The 23,462-nt window shown below is 58.4% G+C and carries 21 protein-coding genes and 2 pseudogenes; 5 read left to right on the top strand and 18 right to left on the bottom strand.

The features are described 5' to 3' along the window. Positions 1-286: 286 nt before the first annotated feature. The 3 genes and pseudogenes from HPY55_09235 to HPY55_09225 all read right to left on the bottom strand — a co-directional run bounded on the left by HPY55_09235 (position 287) and on the right by HPY55_09225 (position 3,330). Positions 287-1,087: a dihydroorotate dehydrogenase electron transfer subunit gene (locus HPY55_09235; GenBank protein NPV70811.1), complete on the bottom strand. Its 801-nt coding sequence runs from the start codon at positions 1,085-1,087 to the stop codon at positions 287-289. Between the two features lie 16 nt (positions 1,088-1,103). Further along, a pseudogene (locus HPY55_09230) lies at positions 1,104-1,991 on the bottom strand (dihydroorotate dehydrogenase). A gap of 286 nt (positions 1,992-2,277) precedes the next feature. Beyond that, positions 2,278-3,330 carry a UbiX family flavin prenyltransferase gene (locus HPY55_09225; protein NPV70810.1) on the bottom strand — a complete coding sequence of 351 codons (1,053 nt, stop codon included), beginning with the start codon at positions 3,328-3,330 and terminating at the stop codon, positions 2,278-2,280. 904 nt (positions 3,331-4,234) lie between these two features. Between HPY55_09225 and HPY55_09220 the strand changes: the two genes are divergently transcribed. Next, positions 4,235-4,960, top strand: a complete 726-nt coding sequence (locus tag HPY55_09220) for an IS256 family transposase (protein NPV70809.1) — start codon at positions 4,235-4,237, stop codon at positions 4,958-4,960. 245 nt (positions 4,961-5,205) lie between these two features. Further along, a complete protein-coding gene (locus HPY55_09215) occupies positions 5,206-6,270 on the top strand; it encodes an IS110 family transposase (protein ID NPV70808.1) in 1,065 nt (354 codons plus the stop codon). Positions 6,271-6,592: 322 nt separating this feature from the next. Here the strand turns inward: HPY55_09215 and HPY55_09210 are convergent, their stop codons facing one another. The 11 genes from HPY55_09210 to HPY55_09160 all read right to left on the bottom strand — a co-directional run bounded on the left by HPY55_09210 (position 6,593) and on the right by HPY55_09160 (position 14,715). Beyond that, positions 6,593-6,982, bottom strand: a complete 390-nt coding sequence (locus HPY55_09210) for a rhodanese-like domain-containing protein (protein ID NPV70807.1) — start codon at positions 6,980-6,982, stop codon at positions 6,593-6,595. 27 nt (positions 6,983-7,009) lie between these two features. Then, the gene (locus HPY55_09205; protein ID NPV70806.1) at positions 7,010-9,196 is read right to left on the bottom strand and encodes an NADH dehydrogenase; all 2,187 of its coding nucleotides are present in this window, start codon (positions 9,194-9,196) and stop codon (positions 7,010-7,012) included. Between the two features lie 32 nt (positions 9,197-9,228). Further along, complete coding sequence (locus HPY55_09200) at positions 9,229-10,707, bottom strand: monovalent cation/H+ antiporter subunit D family protein (protein ID NPV70805.1); 1,479 nt, start codon at positions 10,705-10,707, stop codon at positions 9,229-9,231. Positions 10,708-10,776: 69 nt separating this feature from the next. Then, positions 10,777-12,240, bottom strand: a complete 1,464-nt coding sequence (locus HPY55_09195; protein NPV70804.1) for a monovalent cation/H+ antiporter subunit D family protein — start codon at positions 12,238-12,240, stop codon at positions 10,777-10,779. Continuing rightward, a complete protein-coding gene (locus tag HPY55_09190; GenBank protein NPV70803.1) occupies positions 12,216-12,620 on the bottom strand; it encodes a cation:proton antiporter subunit C in 405 nt (134 codons plus the stop codon). Before HPY55_09190 ends, HPY55_09195 begins: the two co-directional genes overlap by 25 nt. A 1-nt stretch (position 12,621) precedes the next feature. Further along, the gene (locus HPY55_09185; protein ID NPV70802.1) at positions 12,622-13,065 is read right to left on the bottom strand and encodes a sodium:proton antiporter; all 444 of its coding nucleotides are present in this window, start codon (positions 13,063-13,065) and stop codon (positions 12,622-12,624) included. Between the two features lie 40 nt (positions 13,066-13,105). Beyond that, the gene (locus tag HPY55_09180) at positions 13,106-13,402 is read right to left on the bottom strand and encodes a hypothetical protein (protein NPV70801.1); all 297 of its coding nucleotides are present in this window, start codon (positions 13,400-13,402) and stop codon (positions 13,106-13,108) included. Further along, positions 13,399-13,629, bottom strand: coding sequence for a DUF4040 domain-containing protein (locus tag HPY55_09175; GenBank protein ID NPV70800.1), 231 nt, complete (start codon positions 13,627-13,629; stop codon positions 13,399-13,401). Before HPY55_09175 ends, HPY55_09180 begins: the two co-directional genes overlap by 4 nt. A 4-nt stretch (positions 13,630-13,633) precedes the next feature. Continuing rightward, complete coding sequence (locus HPY55_09170; protein NPV70799.1) at positions 13,634-13,954, bottom strand: monovalent cation/H(+) antiporter subunit G; 321 nt, start codon at positions 13,952-13,954, stop codon at positions 13,634-13,636. Then, positions 13,851-14,249: a cation:proton antiporter gene (locus HPY55_09165; GenBank protein ID NPV70798.1), complete on the bottom strand. Its 399-nt coding sequence runs from the start codon at positions 14,247-14,249 to the stop codon at positions 13,851-13,853. Before HPY55_09165 ends, HPY55_09170 begins: the two co-directional genes overlap by 104 nt. Continuing rightward, positions 14,230-14,715, bottom strand: a complete 486-nt coding sequence (locus HPY55_09160) for a Na+/H+ antiporter subunit E (protein ID NPV70797.1) — start codon at positions 14,713-14,715, stop codon at positions 14,230-14,232. The genes HPY55_09165 and HPY55_09160 overlap by 20 nt, the downstream gene beginning before the upstream one ends. A 276-nt stretch (positions 14,716-14,991) precedes the next feature. Between HPY55_09160 and HPY55_09155 the strand changes: the two are divergent. Next, positions 14,992-15,194, top strand: a pseudogene (locus tag HPY55_09155) (IS256 family transposase). Positions 15,195-15,289: 95 nt separating this feature from the next. On the opposite strand, the gene HPY55_09150 reads toward HPY55_09155, so the two are convergent. The 3 genes from HPY55_09150 to HPY55_09140 all read right to left on the bottom strand — a co-directional run bounded on the left by HPY55_09150 (position 15,290) and on the right by HPY55_09140 (position 19,583). Next, positions 15,290-18,406, bottom strand: coding sequence for an efflux RND transporter permease subunit (locus tag HPY55_09150; GenBank protein ID NPV70796.1), 3,117 nt, complete (start codon positions 18,404-18,406; stop codon positions 15,290-15,292). 43 nt (positions 18,407-18,449) lie between these two features. After that, positions 18,450-18,890, bottom strand: coding sequence for a MarR family transcriptional regulator (locus tag HPY55_09145; protein ID NPV70795.1), 441 nt, complete (start codon positions 18,888-18,890; stop codon positions 18,450-18,452). Between the two features lie 249 nt (positions 18,891-19,139). Continuing rightward, on the bottom strand, positions 19,140-19,583 hold the full coding sequence (locus HPY55_09140; GenBank protein NPV70794.1) for a transposase: 444 nt from the start codon (positions 19,581-19,583) through the stop codon (positions 19,140-19,142). A gap of 704 nt (positions 19,584-20,287) precedes the next feature. On the opposite strand from HPY55_09140, the gene HPY55_09135 reads away from it, so the two are divergent. Next, the gene (locus HPY55_09135; GenBank protein NPV70793.1) at positions 20,288-21,667 is read left to right on the top strand and encodes a hypothetical protein; all 1,380 of its coding nucleotides are present in this window, start codon (positions 20,288-20,290) and stop codon (positions 21,665-21,667) included. A gap of 6 nt (positions 21,668-21,673) precedes the next feature. Further along, positions 21,674-22,495: a hypothetical protein gene (locus HPY55_09130; GenBank protein ID NPV70792.1), complete on the top strand. Its 822-nt coding sequence runs from the start codon at positions 21,674-21,676 to the stop codon at positions 22,493-22,495. Positions 22,496-23,165: 670 nt separating this feature from the next. Here HPY55_09130 and HPY55_09125 read toward each other — a convergent pair. Next, entirely contained in the window at positions 23,166-23,396 is a 231-nt protein-coding gene (locus tag HPY55_09125) for a general secretion pathway domain protein (GenBank protein NPV70791.1), read from the bottom strand. Between the last annotated feature and the right edge of the window lie 66 nt (positions 23,397-23,462).

The following is a 23,462-nucleotide window of genomic DNA, read 5'->3' as shown; positions in this document are numbered from 1 at the left end:
GGGACGCATACTCCCACGACCGCAAAGGGCACATGTTCCGCTAAGCGGAATAGCATCCTATTGACGGAACAAGGTATTGGTTCGACGGCGCGTCGAAAACTCCTTTGGTGGTCCTTGGGGAACGGGTTATTGTGTTGCGCGTCCGGCAATGAATCGATTGTTGACGTCATAGCTACCTTAACGGCCGCGATGAGGAATGCCCGCACTAAACCTCCTCACCGTTCTGACGTCCACAAAAGGACTTGAGCGCTCTCCAGGCCCGCTATCAGTGGCAAGGGCCGCCCGCTCAGCGGGCGTTCGTCAATTCCACTACCTCGTCGACCCAGAACACGGGCCCGTCCTCGCACACTTTCTTGTAGCTCTGGTTCCCCGAAATCCCCACGAGCCGCACGCAGCCCATGCAGGCATGAACCCCACAGGCCATGTGCGCTTCGAGCGATACCTGCGCGCTGATCCCGTTCTCCAATGCGACTTCGGCCACAGCGCGGGTCAGCCGATTGGAGCCGCAGACGAATACTTCCCCTATCCCTTCCGGCCCGACCTTCGGCCTGAGCAGGTCCGTAACTAGCCCACAGTGGCCGGCGCTCCCGTCATCCGTCGAGACTTCCACGCAGCAGCCCATCTCCCTAAGACTCTTCACCCGGAGGAGCAGGTCCCGGGTGCGCGCACTGACAAAGGCAAAAACCCGCCGCCCTTCCGCCCGCGCCGCCTGAGCCACGCCAAAAACAGAGGCCACCCCGACCCCTCTTCCCACGACCGCTATGGTCTGCGCCTCGGGCAGCAGAGTATACCCGTTGCCAAGCGGCCCGACAACATCGACCCGGGCACCGACAGGGATCTCGCTCAGAAGCCGGGTCCCTTTGCCCACCACCTTGTACAGCAGTTCCAGTTGACCGCTTTCCGGATAAAGCGCGCATACAGTCAGTGGCCGCCTCAGCAGTGGGTCCAATGTGTGAGAGCAACGAACCATCACGAACTGCCCGGGGCGGGCCTCATTCGCCACCGCCGGGGCCTCCAGCCTAAGCCTGTAGTAGCCCGGGATTTCGGCGCCATGACTCTTGACTATCGCTAATACCTGGTGATGCACTGTTCACCCCCCAAGCCTATGGGTTGGGGTCCGTGACGACCTTACCCACTAATTCGTTAATATCTTCTATATCGTTGTCGTCAAGGTACTTCCCGAGCTCGTCGATCACCTCGAGTGGCACCATGGGGTTTACGAAATTCGCCGTTCCGATCGCGACCGCCCTCGCCCCCGCCAAGATGAACTCCAGGGCGTCCTCCGCCGTCATGATCCCTCCCTGCCCGACTATCGGAATCTTCACGGCCTGTGCAGCCTGCCAGACCATACGGACAGCCACAGGGCGTATAGCGGGACCGGATAACCCCCCGGTAACGCTGCCAAGCTTTGGGCGCCTCGATTTGACATCGATCGCCATGCCGAGCAAGGTGTTTATCATCGAAAGCGCATCGGCGCCCGCTTCCTCGGCGGCGCGGGCGGTCACGCGGATATTCCGTCACGTTGGGCGACATCTTCGCAATGACGGGTAGCGTAGTCACCTTCCTCACCGCCGACACTATTCGGAAAACCATCTTCGGGTCTATCCCGAATGCCACCCCCCCTGCTCCACGTTCGCGCATGAGACATTCAGTTCCAAACCCGAGAGCCCCTCTGCCTCGCTGAGTCGCCGCGCTACGAACTCGTATTCCTCAACGGTCCGCCCCGCGACGTTGGCGATCACAGTCGCGCCGTATTCCCGCAGCTTCGGGAGATAACACCTGATGAAGCCGTCTACGCCCGGACCCTCGAGGCCGACCGAATTCAACATCCCAGCGGGGGTCTCCACGATCCGCGGGGGCGGGTTGCCCTTCCGCATTTCGCAATATAGCCCCTTTACCACAAGAGCCCCTAGCAAGGCAGGCAAATAAAAGTCGGTGTACGAAAGTCCGTAACCGTAGCAGCCCGACGAGGTCATCACCGGGTTCTTCATGAAGATGCCGCCCACATTGACCGCGAGATTCGATCGCGAGCGGCGAATGAGCAATTAACCCATCTGCAAGAGACGCAGAATACTTCCTTTCACTACCTGAAAGGCCACGGACTATGGAGATGAGACTTCCGCCACATGGAACGATGTCCTATTCAGCGACACACGCATGAGTTCGACAGTGTGTCGAGAGTTCCTGTGCGAGATTCTCGCAGGGCGGGACTTGACCCGAATCGCAATTCGAGGCCACCCACGATTCTCGGAGGGACCTGGGAGGGACTTGTTGGCGCTATCGGTCCCGACTACCGGGGGTCTCCACGTCCGTTATAAGGGGCATCATGCTTTCGACCAGTCGGCGACCGGCCTCTTCGCAGTTGGCAACCAGCAGCCTAATATCCTGAGGAGTGGCCCCGTCGAGGTGCACCCCGCATACGCCGACCACGGGACGCCCGGTCACCCTGGCAATATGCTCGGCAAGCGGGCGGATGACCGTTTCCTCCTTGTGAGCGAGCAGGTTAACCACTGAAGACGTGCAGCTCGTCTCTCCCGATCCAGTGATGCTGGGGCGCGGCACGCTGACCACAACCGAGCCCACGTGCGGCCTATCTCCGCCAAAAAGCCCCGCAATAATTCCTCCCATCGTCACCCAGGCGTTCCCGCTGATTTGAAACCGTCCCTCACCCACGGCCACCTGCACCCTGCCGATTTCGGCGGGCACCGCCCCTCCGTCGCGCTGGGGCACATCGGTGCAGCCGGGACCCTGCTGCTCTCGCCCAGACCCGGGACAATCCAGTCCCCAGCGACCCACGAGCCCGTGTTCAATTCCAAACTGGTCTAACACCCGCCCGACCGTGTGGTCGACGAGGTCATCGATTGATCTAGGGCGTGAGTAGAACGCGGGGACAGGCGGGAGCACAATGATTCCCAGCCGCGCGAGGTTCAGGAGGTTTTCGAGGTGGATTGCGCTCATGGGGGATTCCCGTGGAAGGATTACCAGTCTACGGCCTTCTTTAAGACACACGCTCGCAGCGCGCGATATAAGGTTTTCCGCGTAACCATGTGCAACCGCGGCCGCCGTAGTCATGCTGCAGGGTGCGATGACCATGCCATCGGTAATGAAGCTCCCGCTCGACACCGGGGCCGTAAGGTCATCGTTGTCATACGCGACTGTGGCCAACGATTCGATAGCCCTTGCATCGAAGTCGGTCTCGGCACGGATCGTCTCTCTCGCCCACCTGCTGATGATCAGATGCGTTTCCACGCCACGCGACGCCATTTCTGTGAGTACCCGAATGCCATAGATTACCCCGGATGCCCCTGTTATCCCCACAATAATGCGCATAAGGATTCCCTTCTCCTCCTCAGGTGCCATATAAGAATGCTCGAGTGTATCCGTATCTTGTGTGGAACTCTATGAACTCCTCCACTCTCCGGTTCGCTCCCGCGAACGTCTCAACCTCCTGCCCAGCCAGGCATTCATCCTCGAGTATCCGGTGAAACGCCTCTGTATGAACCTTCTTGTTCGCCGTCCTGCACGGTATTCCCTCAATCTCAACGCCGTAGTGCAGGCAGTTCAATGCGTGTTAGGCGGCTGATGGTGGCGGCCGGGTCTGAGCGCTTTTAGCCTAGCGGCCGGATGCCGGTTCAAGTCTCAGGACCCCCGTGCCACGCCGACACATCTGTGGAATGTCTCTCGGGCACCCGCCAAAAAGCGGGCTACCAAGGTGCAGGCTGCCCTCGGCGCCAGAGAAAGAACCCTCGTTTTCCAGCAATCACTCTTGAGGCAGTCCGACTTCTATCTCATCGTTCGCCGACCAGCGGCTGTAGCCTCTTGATCTCAATCTCACTCCCGGGAAACCCTGGACCCCGCGAACAGTCCCTCCTCGACAGCCGTGCCCCGCGCTCTGTGGCAATAGGCTAGCGAAGCTTCGCCTCAAACCGACGAGACCCGCAGTGGGGGAGCTTCGCTAAGGAGTCGCACGGGATGGTGGCAGGATACGAACAGGGTTAAAGTCTTAAGTGGTGGTGGAAATTCCCCGGGGTGGGGATTGACATAAGCAGCCGCCAGTGGTTCCCTTCGGAGTTAGGAGTAATCGACTCTGAGGGGAGGAGACCAACATGGCAGCTGCCGATCAAATCTTGTCACTTTTGGAGGCGATGCGCAAGGCCGGAATTGAAGGGGACGTTGATTTTCTCAAGGAAGCCGTCGAGCTGGTGGCTCAGGCGGACCCTATCCGTACCTGTGGGTGGACGCGACGTACATAAAGTCAAGGGACGATGGCCGGGTTATCAGCATGGCGTTCGTGGTAGCGATCGGTGTGAAGGCGACTGGTGAGCGGGAGGTGCTTGGTTTCGACCTGGGGCCGAGCGAGGACGGCGAGTTCTGGCTGGAGTTCCTGAGGGGCCTGGTGTCGAGAGGCCTGGGCGGGGTTCAGCTGGTTATAAGCGACGCTCACGAGGGACTGAAGAGAGCGATAGGAACCGTGCTGGCGGGGGCTGTATGGCAGCGGTGTACGGTACACTTCATGAGGAACATACTGTCTCATGTACCTAAAGGGTCGCAGTCGATGGTGTCGGCGTCGGTGAGAACGATATTCGCCCAGCCCGACCAGCCGAGCGCCCACGCCCAACTGGCTCAGATCGCCAGGGTGCTCGAGAAGCGGTTCCCACGGGTAAGCCAGATGCTGCTTGACTCTGAGTACGAGATCCTGGCCTACATGGCGTTCCCTCAGGAACACTGGAGGCAGATACGCTCCACGAACCCGCTGGAGAGGCTGAACAAAGAGATAAAGCGCTGGTCGGACGTTGTCGGAATATTCCCAAACAGGGCCTCGGCCTTGAGGCTCCTGGGGGCGGTGCTCATGGAGCAGAACGACGAGTGGGCAATCGGCCGGCGGTACTTCAGCCAGGAATCCATGAAGAAGCTGGAACGAACGTCAGTTGCTGAGGCAGAGCTCGCCTTGGCGAGCTAGTTTGAATGGATCGTCCGGAGGGAGCTGCCGAGACAATTTCCACCACTTGATTCTCTGTTAGAGTGAAGGAGGGAGCGCAGCGAGGCGGGTTGACTCAACACTTGATCGGCTGCGTGCCCTAGTCTCGACTTGTCGCCCCCTCGCTGGGCTTAGGGGCTTGACCTAATAGGAGCATGTGGATGACTCAAGAGAGTCTTGTCAGCCCCGAAGCTGTGCGCCAGTTTAGTGCAGGGGGAGTGGTACGAGTGATAACGCTCGGGGTGGACGCGCACAAGGAAGTACACATGGCGGTTGCCTTAGACGAAAATGGACGTGAACTGTCGCAATGGCGCGGGCCTAATACCCAACGTGGTTGGGAACAAGTGTACAGGTGGGCGTGCAAGCTGGGAGAGGCTCGGCAGTGGGGAATTGAGGGAGCCTGGGGCTACGGCAGAAGGCTGGCACAATACCTGGTAGGTCGCGGGGATGTAGTATATGAGATCAACTCACGTTGGACGGCGATGAGCCGGCGGAAGGCGAGGAAGTTGGGGAAGACCGATAAGCTAGATGCGCGGGCGGTGGCCGTCTGTGTCATGCGCGAGACGGGTACGCTCCCGCAGATTTCGCAGGAAGACATAACCACAGTGTTGAACCTGCTTTCGATTGAACGGGAGGCCGCACTGGCCGAAGCCACACGTCTGCGAAACCAGATACATGCCGTTCTTCCTCAGATCGACCCCGAGTACAGACTGCATCTCCCGAATATGCAGACTCAAGCAGGGTTACTCGCGTTGGAGAGATATGATTCACCTGACAGCAATTCAATAGCCTGTCATCGCGCTGCTACCATCAGAAGGCTCGCGCGGCGTCTCCGGCTGGTCCTCGAACAAAGCGAAGACATTGCCCACGAGATCGAACAGCTTGCGAGTACCTACTTTCTTCCGCTAACACGGCTCTGCGGCATCAATTTACTTACAGCAGGTGCTCTGGCCGGTATTTTGGGTCCTGGTCGAAGGTTTGCGAGCGACGCACAGCTCGCAGCTTATGCCGGAGTGGCTCCTATTGAGGCCTCTTCAGCAGGCTTGGTTCGTCACCGTCTCCACCGTGGCGGTAACCGGCGGCTTAACGCAATCCTGTATCGCATAGCCATAACCCAAGCACGCCACTTACCCGAGGCCAGATGCTATCTGCTCCGGCGAACCTCTGAGGGAAAGACCCGTCGCGAAGCTTTCCGCGCATTGAAACGGTACATAGTTCGCGCAATCTGGCAGCTCTGGCAAGAGTGCTTGGATTATCAGACTCATTCCCTAACGGACAATAGGGCGGCCTAGTTCCTCTACCTAGTTCTTGACATAGGAGCGTCGAGACGTGACCCTTTTTGCGTGCCGGAGGGACCGCAACCCATCTAGCAGGGCTTTTGCCCGCTCGTGGCATCAAAAACCCCTCTGGCCGTCAAACTCCAGTCAGAGATTCTCACGAGATCGCAGGGTCTGTCAGGCGGTGCATCAAGGAGAACTTCGCCATCGATTGCGTGGTTCACGCTGAGCCTGACTCCGCGAAGACCGTCCGCCGGGAGACCGAGCGGCTTGGGCGTGCGGAGCGTCCTCGAGACGAGGGTTCAGCGGGCGGCTAGTTCGGCGGCCGGTTCGGCGTCTAGTTCGCCAGCGGCCCCTTCCAGGCCTTGATGCCGCCCCTCAGGAACTTTGTGCGGCCGAATCCGGCATTCTGGAGCTGTCTGGCGAGATCCACGCCCTCCCTTCCGGTTTCGCTGATGATTACGATCTCCTCATCGGGGTCGCGGGCCAGGCGCCGGGCAGCCTGTATTGCCTCGGCTGCAGCGGTATGGTGAGACCCAGGTATCCTTGACCTGAGATAGTGCTCGCGAGGACGCACGTCGATGAGGACGACCTTCCCGCCCGACCTGAGCGTGGCCTCGAGCTCTCCAGGACCGACGCTCGGGGGGGCGGAACGCGGCTCGTATGCTCTAAGTACGAGAATCCCCGTCAAAACCAGGATTACCGATATCGCCAACCTGACTCTCAATGTGGGGGAGCACCTCCGGTGGGAACTTTAAGCGCGATAGTCCAGGTGTGGTCCTGCCAGAAATAGTAGCAACAACATGAGCACGAACGCAAGTATGATGGCAGCGCTGTTGAGGTTAGCTGAGTTCCATGACGCGAGCCGGGGTTCGTATTGCCTCTTGACCCCGGCGGGCCCCGGACCGGCATCCAGAGCTATCATGTTGGCCGGATCCGAAGCGGTAGTGAGGGCTTCTTCGAGTCTGCTCATCCCCGAGGTGAGCTGCCGCGTGATTTCCGCCGTTCGCTCGTATGCCGAGTCGACCCGGCGATCGAACACCGTCTCCAGCGCGCGCAGGGCCCTGAAGAGCAACACCGGTATCCTCGACAGGACGCGGTTGACTCCGCGGTCCATGAAGCGTTCGATCAATGCCAGCCCCCATCTGCACGGCGACAGGACACATCGACCGAGAAGCGACTCTGCGCAGGGTCTCCACCAATAGGCGGCGCGTTTACCCAGGCGACCGGAGCTGCTCAGCGCGACTGCGCCGGTTGCGGCGGCCGCAAGGGCGATGGCAACGCTCGCCGGAGTGAAGTATTCTTTGTCGGCGAGCAGGCTTGCCAGCGAAGATGGATTCGCAGCGTCTGTCGAAATGCCCAGCATGGCCGGGATTACGAGGCCGCGAACAAAAACGTCAGGGCGAAAGCCCAGCGCGAGAACCAGAACGGCGGACACCGAGAAAGCCGCCCGGCTCGCAAGCCACCTGTGGGCGTGGGTTTGGCCTTTGAGCATTTCGCCCTCGCTTCCTCCTGCACCGGGGGTTTCATGGTGAGGCCAGCAGGGGGTGGTTGTGCCTTCTAGAAGGATGAGCCGGGTCAGTTTGAGCGCGTACCAGGTTGCAGCGGCGCCAAACGCCACGAACGCGATTTCGAGGACCAAATGGCCCAGTAAACCACTGCTCACGAAGGATTTCGCCGCCGCATGGTGGAGAAGGACCTTGACGCCGAAAGCCCCGAAGCCAGGGAACGATGCTAGCCCCAGTGCCGAAATCCACAGCGGGGCTGTCAAGACGAGGCGGCTGCCTGGCCCCGCCGCTTCCCCTTGTGGCAGGAATATTCCCTTTCGAGAGGCTGAGGCCATCATGAACAGTGCTGACTTGTACACAGCGTGACAGATGATCTGCAGGATGGCGGCTGCGGTAGCGTATGGCGCAGCCGCCGGGTACGCCGATGCGATGCCGATCGCGAAAAGCACATAGCCCATCTGGCTCACGCTTGAGTGAGCGAGCAGCCGTTTGGAGTCGGATTCCAGCATGGCGTTCATCGAACCCGTGAGGGCTGTGAGTATGCCGACGCCTGTGACGGCTAGGCCGAATGCCTCGCGATAATATGCGAGATTGGCTACTGGGACCGAAGGATTCATGACGGAACTGGATACCCTGAGTAGCCCGTAGGCGCCGGTCTTGATGAGGATCCCCGAGAGCACTGCGCTGGCTGGGCCGGGCGCGACCGGGTGTGCTCGCGGCAGCCAGAAGTGCAGCGGTACCATGCCCATCTTGATGCCGAAACCGAAGAAGAACGCAATCCAAACAGGAACGTAGGGGACCGAGGCGGCGATCGCTTCGAGGGATGGAGCGAAAGAGACGTCTCCTGTAGAGTAGTAGACGCTGGCTATGGCTCCCAGGAGCAGCAACCCTCCGCCGATACCCAGGTTAATGTAGAGAGCCCCTGCATCCATGGAATCCCGGGACTCCTCGTGGACGACAAGGGCATATGAGACCAGGGTCATGGTCTCGAAGAACAGGAAGAGCGTGAACAAATCTCCGCTGGCGAATACCCCCTGGCAAGCCCCGAGCGTGAGCAGCCAGAAAGCGAAGAACCGGTGCGCGGCTCGTTCCCCTCGCAGATAGTCGAGGGCAAACAGTGTCGCACAGGTCCACACGACCGACGCGGTGAGGGCGAAAGCCATGGAGAGGGAGTCTATTCGTAAGATGATGCCCTGGGCTAGAAACCTTGGGATCCTCAACGTGGCTCCGGAAGGTTGGCTGAGAAGCGACAGGCTCGCTGCAAGCCCCGCAGCCGCTGTGACCAACGCTATGCGCGCGGAATGGCGTCTGGCTCTTGGGGGCAATGCCAGGATCGCCAGGCCGGCGATTATCGGGGCGAAAACCAGGATCGCGAGATCCCGACCCGACAGGATTGCCGATATCAGCTGTGAAATGCCGCCCTGATCCCTCATCGATTCCTCCGGACTCTCATGCCCTCAGGACTTCATCGGAGCCCCGCGCCTTCAGCCCAGACCCTGCTCAGTACGAGGGCGAAGTTGCCAGGCGCCAGGGAGAACAGAACAGTCCCCGTCGCGAGTACTGCTACGGGTATCAGCATTCCGAGCGGTGCTTCGGCCCCGCAGGTGCGCTCCGCCGTCCGGTCCCTGGGCTCGGGGCCGAAGAATGCCGAGACCACCACCGGAAGGATGTACAGGCACGCCATCATACTACATGCGAGGTAGAGCCCGAGCAGGAGGGGAACACCCGCTTGTACCGCACCCAGCGAAAGCCACCATTTGCTCACGAAGCCATTGAACGGCGGTATTCCTACCATCGACAAGGCCGCTGCGGTGAATGCTATCATCGTGACCGGCATGCGCCTTCCCACTCCCGCCATCGCTTCGACGTCCTTGATTCCGGTTTTGGATGCGACTAGCCCCGCGCAAAGGAACAGGCACGATTTCGCCAGGGCGTGGCCGAACACGTGGAAAATGCTGCCGGCGAGAGCGTGACTGCTGGCCAGTGACACGCCGGCGAGTATGTAACCCATCTGTCCTATGCTGGAATACGCGAGCCTTCTCTTCAGGTCGCTTTGGAGTATGGCCACCCCAGAGCCGAGCACCATGCTGGCGCCGGATGCCCAGAGGAGCAAGGACGGCCACCAGCCAGCCGTAACGAGCTGCGCTCCGTAGACATTATGGAATACCCTGATTATCCCGTACGCACCCGCCTTTATCATGATCCCCGAAAGCAGGGCGCTGGCGGGGGCAGGCGCTATCGGATGAGCGTCGGGCAGCCACACGTGTAGAGGGAACACCCCCGCTTTCATACCGAAACCGACCAGGAAAGCTATGAAAATGGTAAGCGTGAGGCCGGATTTCTCTGGAATTATGCCCCTGGTTGCCAGGGAAAGGGTTCCCGAAACGTCGTAGGTGGACACTACGGCGAAGAAAAGGCTGAGGCTGCCGGTGACTGACATGACCAGGTACTTGAAACCAGCTCGCATTGCCTCTTGAGTCTGATCATGCACGATCAATACGTATGCTGCCAGCGAGAGGACCTCGAAAAAAACGAACAAGGTGAATAAATCGCCGGCCATTGCCACGCCCAGGCAAGCGCCGAGCGTCTGCAGGAGGGCTGCGAAGAACCGCGCCTGGTTGAGCGCTCCTTTCATGTATGAGATGGCGTATATCGTGACAAGGCACCACACTCCGGAGGTCATCGCCGAGAAAAGGTATCCCAGCCCGTCGACTCTGAACATGACCCCCAGCGGGGGGAGGAGTGATGGAAGGGCGACTTCTAAGACGACCCCGCGGGCGGCCATGGGATACATGAGAGCTATGGGCAGGAGGGAGAGCGCTGAGGCGAGCACCGTGAGCATCCTTCCAAGGCCGAGTGCCCTCTTGCCCACCGCGTAGACCAGCACGCTCGACAGGGTGGGCGTACTCACGGCCGCCAGTGGCAGCAACGAAATCTCAGTCAATGAGGCACCTCCCCTTGGGCGATTCGAACGGCACAGCGCAATTCGCCGGAGATTCCCAGAGTCCGGGGGTCATCTTGTCAGCCGCGCAGCTATGCCCGGGTCTATGCCCAGCACCACGCACGCGGCCCCCAGTATGGCTATCGGTATGAGCATCGCTGCGGGCGTTTCCCCGGAATCCCCGCTGCCTGCAGGCCTGGAGCCTGTGCTGGTTGCGAAAAACGAAGAAGCCAATGGTGGGAAGGTGTAGAGCAGCGCCAGGAAGCTGCCAACGAGTATTACCAGCACGTAGATGGGGCGCCCTGCTTCCAGTGCCCCTTTTGCCAGGTACCATTTGCTCGTGAACCCCCCCAAGGGCGGTATGCCTACCATGGAAAAAGCAGCCAAGCTGTAGCAGGCCATCGTTATCGGCATGAGTCTCCCGATCCCGGCCATCTTCTGGATGCTCGACACGCCGAGCCTCTGCGAGATGGCGCCCGCGCTTAGAAAGAGACACGCTTTCGCGACTGCGTGATTCATCAGGTGCAGAAAGGCCCCATGCACGGCAGTTTCAGAGCCGAACCCCAGGCCAAGGAAGATGTAGGCCACCTGTCCCACCGTTGAGAAGGCGAGCATCCTCTTAAGGTGCGTCTGGTTAAGAGCCAGGGCTGACCCGAGGATTATGCCCAGTGTGGCCATCAGCAGGATGATGTCGAAGATCCTGAAACCGGCTGTCATCTCCGGACCGAAAGCACGGTTGAGCACTCGCCAGAGCGCAAATGCCGCGACCTTCACCACGAGACCTGAGAGTATGGCGCTCGAAGGGGCGGGAGCAACAGCGTGCGCGTCCGGCAACCAGATGTGCAGGGGGAACAGAGCCCCTTTCACGAGGAGGCCTATCGATACGAGTCCGGCTGCCGCTGCCACGTTGGACGGCGCCAGAGAGGCGGCGCGAGGCATTGACTCGAGGCACAAACCCATGTTGAGGTGCCCTGTCAACATGTGAAGTATGGCTATCCCAAGAAGGATACATCCAGATCCCAGTTCGCTCAGGAGGAAATACCTCAGGCTGGCTTCAACGGAGTCGCGGGTACCTTTGGCGGATATGGTGCCGCACGCCGCGAGCGAAGAGATCTCCATGAATACGTACAGGTTGAAGATGTCGCCCGCCATAGCCATGCCGCAAAGCGACCCCAGCAGAAGCAGATTGAGAGCATGGTATCTTGGGGCGAGATCGGGCGATAGCTCGTGGGGGATGGACGCCACGGAGTACAACAGGACAGGTACGCCTACCAGGAAGATCGCTGTCAGCATGGTCGTGGTGTATTCGTCTACGAGCATTTCGATGCCCCAAGGTGGCGCCCATCCGCCGACGTAGTATCTGATCGGCCCCTCACTCCGGACCTTCGCCCGCATGATCAGCGCGAGGGAAGACGATAAAAGGGCGGGCGCCACGACCAGCCATGGGACGAACCTGCGGCACTTCATTTCTACGATCGGGATCAGGAACGCCCCGAGTAGCAAGAAGACGACTACCAGAGCCGGCGCGTTTTCCACGATGACTGCTCTCCCCCCTCTTCGAGCCGGATTCGGGCTATCTCGTCGGCGTCGAGGCTTCCATAAAACCTGTACATCTGTACGATGAGGCTGAGGGCGAAAGCCGTCAGGCTCACCGCGATCACTATGCCCGTGAGTATGAGGGCCGACGGCAACGGATTGACGAAGGGACCGCGATCCCACGGCCCCTCCGCGATCGGAGGTTTCGCTCCCTCGATGTAACCGCTCGATACGATGAACAGGAATACGGCTGTCTCCATGATGTTGAGCCCCATGACTTTCTTGACCAGGTTGGAGTGGGTCAACATCGTGTGAAACCCTATTACGAAAAGGAGCATGGACGCGAGATAATAGTGATTCGTGGCCACGGACTCGACCATTTCACGCATTCCGGACATCCTCCTGGCCGTCCTCTCGGGCCAGGGCCCAGAAAAGGGAGCCTATGGTACTCGCCACCTTGAGACAGATCGCTACCCCAAGCGGAACCATGTAGCCCGCCGACAGTACGCTGCCGGGTATTCCGCGAGGAAACCCCGCCGAGAGGTTCCCCAAAAAGCCCGTCCCCGCCGCGATCCCCACGAAACCAATCATTGCGTAGATGACGAGGCACGAGGATTCGGCGAGTGCGAAAGACTCTTTTAGAACGCTCTTGCCTCGAAACGGGATGTCAAGGAGGAGCGCGAGGATCAGGCTCGCGCCGACGACGGTACCTCCTGCGAATCCGCCTCCAGGGGAGAGGTGCCCATGGAAAGCTATGTATAACCCCAGAACCTGGATGAACGGCAGCACCAGACGCCCGATCGTGCGAGCTATTGTGCTATCCATTTATGGACCTCCCACGGAATGATGACGATAGAAGCGAGGTTCATTCGCCGGGATCGCCAGTCTTACGCTTCGCCGCCGCCAGCGCCAGGGTGGCGGCGAGGATCGCTGTGAACAGGACTGTCGTCTCCCCGAGGGTGTCGAAACCGCGGTAGTCGAGGACTATCGCGGTAACCAGGTTCTGGGCCCCCGTATCACCGATGGCGGAGCCGGTGTATCTCGGGTAGGTTGTTCCCAGAGCCGGGTTCGAACGGCCTCCAAACCGCGGCATCTCGGATACTATGCCTATGAGCACGACCGCGACCAGGCCCAGGATGAACGCTGATGCAACCGTCCTCATCTCTCGTACCTCTCGGTGCGGCTGATCGCCATCAGGAACAACAGAGACGTTATCCCGGCGCCTACCGCTGCTTCCGTTATTGCGATATCGGGAGCGTTCAACCTTTGCCACACGATGGCCATTACCAGGCTATAGCCGGCGAAGAGCACTACCGCGCTGACGAGATCTCTTGTCCGAGCCGCGGATGCGGCTGATACGACGAGGAACGTGAGCAGGATCGTACTCATGGCGTCAGGCACTTGAGATACTTCCTCCATCAGGCTCGGACTTCAACATTTCGGACTGTTCTGTGTTTGTTCTATAGACAGCCCTGGCGAGCAGGTGCGAGCCGGCCGGATTCGTCAGCCAGATAAAGGCAAGTATCAAGAGCAGCCGGGCTGTATGAGCGTTCAAGCCTGAGTAGACTGCCAGCGCCAGGATCATCAGGCCTCCCCCGAGGGTATCGCACTTAGTTGTCGCGTGGATACGGGGCAGAACACCCGGGAACCTCAGGAGACCTATGGTTCCCACCGTGAAAAAGAAGATCCCCAGGCCCGCCAGCACTACCACCACGAATTCCCGGGTCGACGAGAACACGGGGGTCGATCACCTTCCCTTTTTCCAGGTAAGCGGCTATACCGCAAGTCGCCAGGAAACTCATCAGGGCGTAAACCAGGGACACATCCAGGAAATGGAGCGAGTCGTAAACGAAGGCGAGAGTCGAGACTATCACCACCGTCTTGGTCCCAATAACGTTCACGGCGACCACCCTGTCAGCAGGGGTCGGTCCCGCGATAGCCCTTGAGAAACTCAAGAACGTGAGGAGCATGAGTACTATAGCACAAACCTCAAGCGCTGCTTTCGCCATTTGCCATCATTTCCATCCGGGCAAGCATATCTTCCATCACCCAATTTGAGACATCGTTCGCAGCCTTCGCGGAGATACAATGTACCACGAATTCATCTCCCTGTATATCAAGCGTAAGGGTTCCGGGGGTGAGTGTAATAGCATTTGCCAGCATCACGCGGCTCGAGGTCCCACGGAGCTTCGTCCGGAACCTGATGACCCGGGGCTCGATCGGCATTCTGGGGTGGAGCACAAGGCGTGCAACCTGAATGTTGGCCGATACCATTTCAAAGACGAACCTCGCGAGAAGAACGGGGGCCCAGGCGAGCAATCGAAACGTCGTCTTAAGCGCCCTCATTGGAGGTTGGACCGGACGAGGCGAGTCCGCCACGTTGAACCACGTCACGAAGGCGCAGCAGATTAGTCCGATAACCACCGATCCCGGATCAATGCGGCCGCAGAGCGCCAACCAGAAAGTAAGCAGCACGATAAATCGCCCGGAGGGCTTCGCGGCTTGAAAAAGGGCCTCGAACCTCCGGCGCTGACCGCTATGAGGCGGGCCATGGGCAGTCTGACTGGACAAAGCGCAGTCCTCCGCGAACACGCCGTAATCACTCGCAGCCAATCCGGCCTACACGCAGTGCTAGTGTAGATGATACACGGCCGATGAGTACTCGCGCAAGTGATGACTCACTGCCCGGTCCGCGCGAAATCGGACGGCGATGACGTTCAGCGTGGTACATCTCTGCGCATTCGTTTTGCGAAGGGCTACCGCGAGGTGTTAGGGCTGAAAGTGGGCGACAGCGAATCGGAGGGGAGCTGGTCGGATTTCTTCGGGTGGCCCTGGTGGTCTCGGACGACCACAAGGGCCTGGTCAAGGCCATTACGACGCACTTTCAGGGCGCAACCTGGCAGCGCTGCCAGACGCACTTTGTGCGGAACATCCTCGATGCCTGCCCCAAGTCACGATAGAAGTGAATCGGGTCATGGCGTGAGGCGCCCAGGGAACAACTGCAGAGACCATTTACACAGGAGTATTCACACTCCCTTTTTGCCATGGTTCACGCGCTGTGGTTTCCACCGTAGATCCGTGTAGTAAGCCAGTCTGATATCCTTTCGAACAGGTCATACGCTACCGGAATGACTATCAGCGTCAGCACCATCGAGCTCGCCAGGCCCGCCGCAACCACGGTGGCCAGTGGCGCCTCGAGCTCGGCACCCTCGCCCAGCCCCAGGGCCAGGGGGAGGACTCCCAGTATGGTGGTCAGGCTTGTCATGAGGATCGGCCTCAGCCTCGTGGGTCCCGCTTTAAGCAAAGCGTTGCGAATTGACATGCCATCGCGGCGACGCAGGAGGTTGACGTACTCAACGAGCACAATGGCGTTATTCACAACTATGCCCACTAGCATGATCAGGCCGACATACGACACAATTGTCACGGTTCGACCCGCGAGGAGAAGCCCCCAAAACGCCCCGAGCGCAGACAGGGGCACTGTAAGCATCACGACGAAGGGCTGGAGGAGGCTCTCGAATTGAGCCCCCAGCAACATGTATATTATCAGGATGGCTAGAACCAGTGCCTGACCGAGGCTATCAAATGATTCCCGCATGTGCTCAGCTTCCCCTCCAAACTCCCACGAGTAGCCGGGAGGCAACGGTATAGAACTCATGCTCCTGGCGGCTTCAACCATGACACTGGCCAAGTCACGCCCCTCTGTGCTGCAGCTCACCGAAACAGCGCGAGCCTGGTTTTCACGGTTGATCGCGGTCGGTCCACTGCCCAGCGTCACACCGGCGACGTCCTGCAACATTACGGTTGTGCCCAGGGACGTCGGGATTCTAAGGTTCCCTAGTTCGTCCAGCTGCTTTCGCTGGGGCTCCGGTAGGCGTAGGCGAACAGCGATTTCGTTGCCGCCGACCCTGTAATTCGTTGACGTCTGACCGGTCAGGGCAGTACGAATGGCATCCGCCACCTGGTATGTCGTCAGGCCGTGCGTCGCCGCCCTCTCGTCGTCGACTGCGACGACAGCCTCGGGGAGCCTCGTCTCAATCGATGTGCGAACGTCCCTAGTTCCCGGGATGGTCGTTAGCCTTTGAGCGAGCATTGTTGCGGCATCCTCAAGGACCGTGTAGTCGGATCCTTGAATTGTGACCTGTAGAGGCGCTTCCATCGTGATGCCGAGAAACGCGCCTTTGACCACCCTGACTCTGGCGCCCGGAGTCCGCGATGCCTGGTGCCTGACCCACTCCATAATCTCGTTGGTCGAGCGCGACCGCCGAGTCCTGGAAACGAGCTGCACCTCGACAGACCCAAGGTGCGTCGCAGAGATGTCGGCGAGGCTCGCCCTACCGCGGCCGGTTGTCGCAAAGACGGCTTCGACCTCCTCAATCCCCGACACGTACTCCTCCACCTGAGCCACGACCTGGTCAGTCCTTTCAAGGGGGGTCCCCGCCGGCATCTCGAGCTCAACTGTGAATCGCCCCTCATCCCACTCCGGCATGAACTGGCCCCCAACGAAGGGGATGATGGCAATAGTGAAAAAGACGCACGACGCCGCGATGAGGGCGACGAGCCCTCTATGATCGAGAGACCAGGCAAGAGCCCTGCGGTAAACGCCGGGCACCCCCTGATCCGTTCCCCACCTGACCCATTCCAATACTCTTGCTGCGCGACTGGGATACACACCACGCGCCTTGCCACGTGAAATGAGGAGCATGCGGTAGCATGTCATTGGCACAACAGTCACAGCGGAGACAAGCGACGCCGTCATGGAGAACGTCACGGTCAGCGCAAGCTCCCTGAAGAACTGGGCGACTATGCCCTTCATGAATACGATGGGGAGGAAAACAGCCACGTTCGTAATGGTCGACCCCCAGATCGCGCCGCCTACCTCGACAGTCCCCCTCACGGCAGATTCCCATGGCTCGTGGCCCTCTTCCGCCCATCTGTAGATGTTTTCCATGACAACGATCGAGTTGTCCACCATCATGCCGACCCCTATGGCCAGCCCGCCAAGCGACATTATGTTGAGGGTCAGCTTTCCAAGGTACATCATAAAGAACGTGGCAATGATAGACACAGGTATGGACACGGCGATGGCCAATGTATGCCTCAGGCTTCGCAGAAAGCAATAAAGCACCACCGCGGCAAGAAGGGCCCCCTGCCATGCCTGGTTGTAGACAGTGCTGATCGAGTGCTGGGCGAACTTCCCCTGATCGAAGACGACCCTCACCTGTGTCCCTTCAGGAAGCTTCCTCTGCAGCCCATCGATCGCTTTTGAGACGAGCCTCGATATGCCGACAGCGCTCGCGCTGCTCTGTTTCCTTATTTCAACGCCGACGCTTGCCTTACGGTCCATTCTCGTGTAATACTCGGGTTCCTCCACCGTACGCTCCAGCTCGGCGACCTCCCTCAGGCGGACTACCGAACCCCCCGACACAGCCACCACGACGTCGCCCATCTGCGCGACTGACCGAAATTCCCCGAGCGTCCTGACAACATAGACCGATTTCCCGGATTCGGCGTGCCCGCCGGGGACATTCACGTTTCGCGCAGCCAGGGCTCGCTCCACGTCGCCGAAAGTGAGGCCGAAATGGCTGAGCCTCTCCTGGTCAAGGATAACGCGGATCTCTTCCCTGGCACCGCCTGTCACCTCGACCGCAGCTACGCCCGATATCCTCCCCAGTACAGGCTTGATCGTGTCATCCGCAAGTTTCCTCATGCTGACAGCGTCCGCGTTCCCGCTCACGCCAAGCAGGAGGGTAGGCCTTGATCCCAGATCATACCTGTGAATGATCGGATTGTCGGCGTCATCAGGGAGCCTGGACCTCGCGCGCTCTGCTTTTTCCCTGACCTGGAGCGCTGCATATTCCATGTCCGCACCAAACTCGAACTCAACCGCAACTACTGAGACCCCCTCCCTGCTCACCGACCTCACCTTTGCCACGCCAGTGATACCGGAGACGGCTTCTTCAATGGGTGTGGTCACGAGATTCTCGATCTCTTCCGGGCCGGCGCCCGGGTAGGTTGTGAGAACGGTCACCACCAGGGTTTCAACGTCGGGGAAAAGGTTGACGGGCAACCGTTTAAAAGAAAACAATCCGAAGACCACAACTACCAGTATGATCATCGTCATGGCCACGGGCCGCCCGGTGGAGTTCTCGGCCAGCCACCTCATCGTCTTGAGCTGCCCCCTCGCCTTCGCCTCAAGGTACTGCTCTTCACATCAATCTGGTGACCTGGTTAAACAACTTTTCCAGGAGTGCTTCCAGTATGTTCAGCTCCTCCGCTGTGAGAGAGCCGATGATCTGGTCAATGGCCTGAGCCTCCTTCACGGCATACTCCTCGCACACGGCCTTGCCACGCGGGGTCAACTCCGCGAGTACAAGTCGCCGGTCGTCCTCGCAGTGCCTGCGGCTGACGTAGCCCTTGTTGACCAAGCGATCAACCGTGGGGGTTAGAGCGCCCAGCGTGATCTCCAGAGTCCCCGCAATCTCCGACATCGAGCGCGGACATTCCGTCCCGATCGCCTCGATTACGTGCAGTTCCCCAAGTGTGAGATCCGAGAAATCCGTGTCCTTGAGAACCTTGCCCTCGAGGAATACGAGCTTGTTGGCGATGCGAGTGATTAGGTCGTTGAGCCGCTGGCTTCTCGATGACATTCGAATGGCCCCCAGTTTGGTCTCATAATATTAATATTGTAAAAGTATTGTCCATGTCAACAGTTAGTAGGTGAACCCCAGAGGTTCCGCAAAACTGCTCTGAAACCAAGCCTGGTCATGTCAGAGTCCGGAGAAAAGGGCCTTCGCACCGAGGCTCGTTTTGGGGGTGAAGATGCCCGTTGGGCTGTTCCCACTGTATTCTCTGCTATTGCCCGCTCACTGGACACCCTCCGCCTGAGGCCCACGCTTTCATCCAGTCCCAACAAATACCGGCTCGGGCAGACTCGCTAACCCCATCAGGATCGCCCTCGCCATGCCTATATGCGTCGTCCCATCTGCCTTCCTTAGCGCCCTATACCTGAACAACAAAAACAGATTCAGCGCAATAACCTGCAGATTCCACAAAACCTCCGTCGCTACCTCATCGTGAATGAAACAGTGTCCCAGTGAGCAGTAGGTTTTCGCTTCGTGAAATACCTCGTTCTCTATGTCCCACCTCGCGTGCATGATCTTCCACACTGTAATGGCCTTCACCAGCCCTTTAGGGCACGTCGTCACTATGTAACTCGTGTTTCTCTCGCTCACCGGCTCCCCGTCCCTCAGACTGTGCCGTAACTCTTCAACCCTCAAACACCTTAATGGCACCCGCACCCCGTCCCAGATCGTGAACCCCTCTTCGTCCCATATCCTCACGTCATACCTCGAACCCTTGAAATCATCCAGCCCCTTACCTTCGTAATCAAGCCCCCTCTTCGAAACAGCCCCTCAGCATCTCTGATAATATGCCGGTTCTCCTGCTTAACCCTGATTACAACCCATTTCCCCTGACTCTCTACCTCGTTTATGAATGAAGACGTCGCATACAGCGCGTCCGCTTTCCCCTGCTAATAACCCTACTTCCCAGACTAGAGCTGCTAGATCCAATCGAGCTAACAGATCCAATTGTCAACCAGAATATTCGAAAATGCCCAAACTAATCCATCTGCCCAATTCCCCACTCTAACCAGGCCCTACCCTTTTCGCCTTAAGCAAATCTGCGGAACCCCTGGGGATGGAGGTCGGAGCTAATGGCTGCGCAAGGTAAGATCCTACGAGAGCACCTTGAGAACATTTCTGGATCGGTGGGAGCGTTTTGCTCCATACCGGTCTTGCTAAGCTACTCCAAAAGTGGGAAGCTGTCGTTGGCCACTTCGTGGTCTCTCGTATAGATGTTTGTTGGCGCTTACATTCATAGGCAACCACGAGGTGACATCTATGTCAATGCCCCGTTATATTCACATCACCAATTGAGATTCTACTCGGTTCGCACGACAGGGAAGACAAAGGCAAAGCGTGAATATGAACCTAGACCAAGCCAGTGTATCGGGCAGATGACTCCTTAAGGAGGACAAGTTCGATTGGCTACCTGGGACGTCAGGGAATCTCCGTGCAATACATCAAACGGCAATCGCCTCCAAGCAGATGACAAGCCCATTCACGACTGGTACAGATTCGTCTTGAGTTACCCCCCGCACCTCGTGCGTGAGTATCTCAAGGCGTTTAGGGTCGACCCGCAGTCCGACCTTGTTCTCGACCCATTCTGCGGGACGGGTACCACACCAGTCGAAGCCAAACTCCGTGGTTTTAGAAGCGCCGGTGTTGAGGCGAATCCGATGCTCTTTCTAGCGTCCAGTGTCAAGACTCATTGGAGCCTAGACACCGTGAGAATTCGGGCCCTGCTTGACCACATCATAGACTACGCGGATGGTTGCGTAACATTGAGTGGTCTACCGACAGTTGGCTCGAGACGGACCCAACTGTCACTGCCAGGTTGGGCCGCCATATCCAGAGTAAGAGATCCGAATAGCTTCGACCCTGACTTTATCCTGCCATCTGAGGCCTATTCCCTAATCCCGGAGGGCTTTATTGGACGGAACCAGCTCACACGTGTGCTATCATTGCGACAGGCGCTTGAGCGGATTGTTCCCGATGGACCCGAGATGAAGTTCTTGCAGGTTGGCCTCGCAAAGACAATAGTGGCGTACGCAGGTAATGTGGGTTTTGGCCCCGAGGTCTATCGTTTGCCTCAGAGACCCGATTCCGACATAGTAGGTGCTTATTGGACCGTGGTGAGCCAGATGATAGAAGACCTTAGATACGTGCAAGGCTTGCCTGTGGGCAATCCCGAGCCCAAGTGCTACATGTTCGATAGCGATGCACGTGAATTGAATCTTGTAGATGACTTACCCCCTATAGGCTGTGTAGTGACATCTCCACCGTACCCAAACGAGAAGGACTATACCCGGAGTACTAGGCTGGAGAGCGTCTTACTCGGCTTGATCCGCAGTAAGAGTGATTTGCGCCACGTCAAAGACCATCTTCTGCGGAGCAATACTCGAACGGTATTTGCCCGTGACGACGACGACCGGTTCATTCGCGATATAAAGCCGATAGTACAGGTATCGGAGGAGATTGAAAGGCGGAGGGTCGAACTACACAAGACGTCTGGCTTTGAACGACTGTACCATAAAGTGACTCTGCTGTACTTCGGAGGGATGTATCGCCACTTGGCTTCGTTATTGCCACATCTCAAACATGGAGCTCGATGCGCCTATGTTGTCGGCGACCAGATGTCCTACTTCCGGGTGCATATTCAGACAGCCAAGCTGCTGGCCGAAGTGGCCCTAAAGGCCGGTTACGAGGTTGAAGGCATCGACCTTTGGAGAACCCGCCGGGCGACTGCGACTAGGCGAGATATTGACGAGAACGTCTTGATTATCCGCCGTCCAAGGGAGTGAATTGTGTTGTCAGGACAAAACGAGATCTCCAGTAGCGAGCTGGAGCTCACGCGCTATGACGAAATCATGGTCGACGTGTTCTTCAAGCATTACCGTCCCGGTTTGAGTTACCTAAGATTCACGAAGGACGAACTTGCCGAAGCTAGTGAGAAACGTGGATACACCATCAGGAATGTGCCTGACATCATCTACACATATCGGGTGAGACGGCTGCTTCCAGAGAAAATCGTTGCTCTCGGGCACTGGGCTATTGAACCGTGTGGAAGAGGACAGTATGCCTTCCGCCTCTTGAGGAACCCTCCCCGTTTCGAGATCCGATTCGGTGACTACGAACCTGTCGCAATACTGAATGCCATTCCTGAGGTAGTGGAGGGCCTACTTCGCCGCGACGAGCAGTCCTTGCTTACGCGGGTATTGTACAATCGACTCGTCGACATCTTCACAGGTCTGACCTGCTACCATATCGAAAATCATTACAGGAGCTTTGTCAAGGACTCCGGCGAGGTAGAGGTCGACGCTATCTACGTAGGCATCGATAGAAAGGGTACTCTTCACATCCTTCCAATTGAGGCCAAGAGCCAGCAAGATAGTGAGATGATTGGCCGGGTCCAAGTCTCTCACATGGCTAAGCTCGCGCGTCAAGACTTCAGCTCAATGCGGCGTCGGGTTTTGGCCATTAAGGACCTACCGGACGGGACTATAGCGGTTGTCGAGTTCAACGATGAGGATGACCCGGATGAAATCCGAATCGTCTCTATCGCGAGGTTTAATCTCACAAAGAGGAGCGAGTCTCTACCCATTCAGCCACCTATGACACCGGAGCGGTAGGTTTCTTAGAAGGTCCGGTCGATAGTGCTACAGGCGCTGCAGCCATTCTGGGCAGACTCGACACACCGCCGTAACGTGCTCAATGTCCGTGAAGACAGCCACCGGTCAAGAAGGATCGCGCCAGATGGTTTACCTCCGCGCGAGGTGGTGATAGCAGACCAACTGAAAGCGTGATTCCGCTATGTAGGTGTTCAACCCGCAACCGGCACCAATGCATCGGGATTTGATCGGCTTTCCCATCGCATGGCTTCTACTAGCCTAGGCAAACTATCTTTCCAGCCGACTCAGATCGGCAGCCTTCGATGTCTTCATACAGACGGGCGGAATGTGTCTGCTAACGGGCCTGTTGCCGAACTGATATGAACGAGGCCGTCAACCCCTAACACTTTAGAATTGGATCAGGTACTCAGTAGGACTTGCGTGTCGTGACGCCAAACAATCAGTGTGACTTTGCACATTAGCACACCCCGTGTTTTGCACAGTCTTCAAGCCTGAAATCGCGTGCCAATCTGCAAGTTGTCAGATTCCTTTGGATGTCCCTCCCGTCTTCTTTCACTTTGTCCTGACCCTCGATTTGCATTTTGCACGCTGGGTTGGCGAGCGTTCCACTGCATAGGGAAAGGTGGCGCCGGGGAGGCGCCACCGTGTTGGATTTATTCGGCGTACGGGGCTAGAGGCTGGCTTCGGCGGACGCGAGCCTCACGGTCTCGGCGTCTATGGGGTTCTGCTTCAGTTGGGATCCCAAGAGCAGCGCCGTCCTGGCCAGGTTGTTCACTAACCTTGGCCAGCCTCCCGAGTGGGAAGCGATAGCCTCCAGCGCCTGCTCCATAAACACCTCTGTGGCCGCGCCGGCCAGTCTGAGCTGGTGAGCGACGTACGGAAACACCTCTTCCTTGTCCATGGGTTCCATCTTGTAGTGGACAATGACCCTTTGCGCGAGGGGCTGATACGGCGGAGGGCCCCATCG

This window comes from Bacillota bacterium (genome assembly GCA_013178305.1).
GTDB lineage: Bacteria > Bacillota > Sulfobacillia > JABLXB01 > JABLXB01 > JABLXB01.
Note: the sequence above shows the minus strand (reverse complement) of the source record. Positions and strands in the feature narration are given on the sequence as shown.

Excerpts from the sequence above, each read along its gene's own strand:
- HPY55_09225 (NPV70810.1), bottom strand. The coding sequence starts at position 3,330 with ATGCGCATTATTGTGGGGATAACAGGGGCATCCGGGGTAATCTATGGC.
- HPY55_09180 (NPV70801.1), bottom strand. The coding sequence starts at position 13,402 with ATGAGGACGGTTGCATCAGCGTTCATCCTGGGCCTGGTCGCGGTCGTG.
- HPY55_09145 (NPV70795.1), bottom strand. The coding sequence starts at position 18,890 with ATGTCATCGAGAAGCCAGCGGCTCAACGACCTAATCACTCGCATCGCC.
- HPY55_09190 (NPV70803.1), bottom strand. The coding sequence starts at position 12,620 with ATGGTCGAGTCCGTGGCCACGAATCACTATTATCTCGCGTCCATGCTC.
- HPY55_09125 (NPV70791.1), bottom strand. The coding sequence starts at position 23,396 with ATGGACAAGGAAGAGGTGTTTCCGTACGTCGCTCACCAGCTCAGACTG.
- HPY55_09165 (NPV70798.1), bottom strand. The coding sequence starts at position 14,249 with ATGGCGAAAGCAGCGCTTGAGGTTTGTGCTATAGTACTCATGCTCCTC.
- HPY55_09175 (NPV70800.1), bottom strand. The coding sequence starts at position 13,629 with ATGAGTACGATCCTGCTCACGTTCCTCGTCGTATCAGCCGCATCCGCG.
- HPY55_09150 (NPV70796.1), bottom strand. The coding sequence starts at position 18,406 with ATGAGGTGGCTGGCCGAGAACTCCACCGGGCGGCCCGTGGCCATGACG.
- HPY55_09205 (NPV70806.1), bottom strand. The coding sequence starts at position 9,196 with ATGAGGGATCAGGGCGGCATTTCACAGCTGATATCGGCAATCCTGTCG.
- HPY55_09185 (NPV70802.1), bottom strand. The coding sequence starts at position 13,065 with ATGGATAGCACAATAGCTCGCACGATCGGGCGTCTGGTGCTGCCGTTC.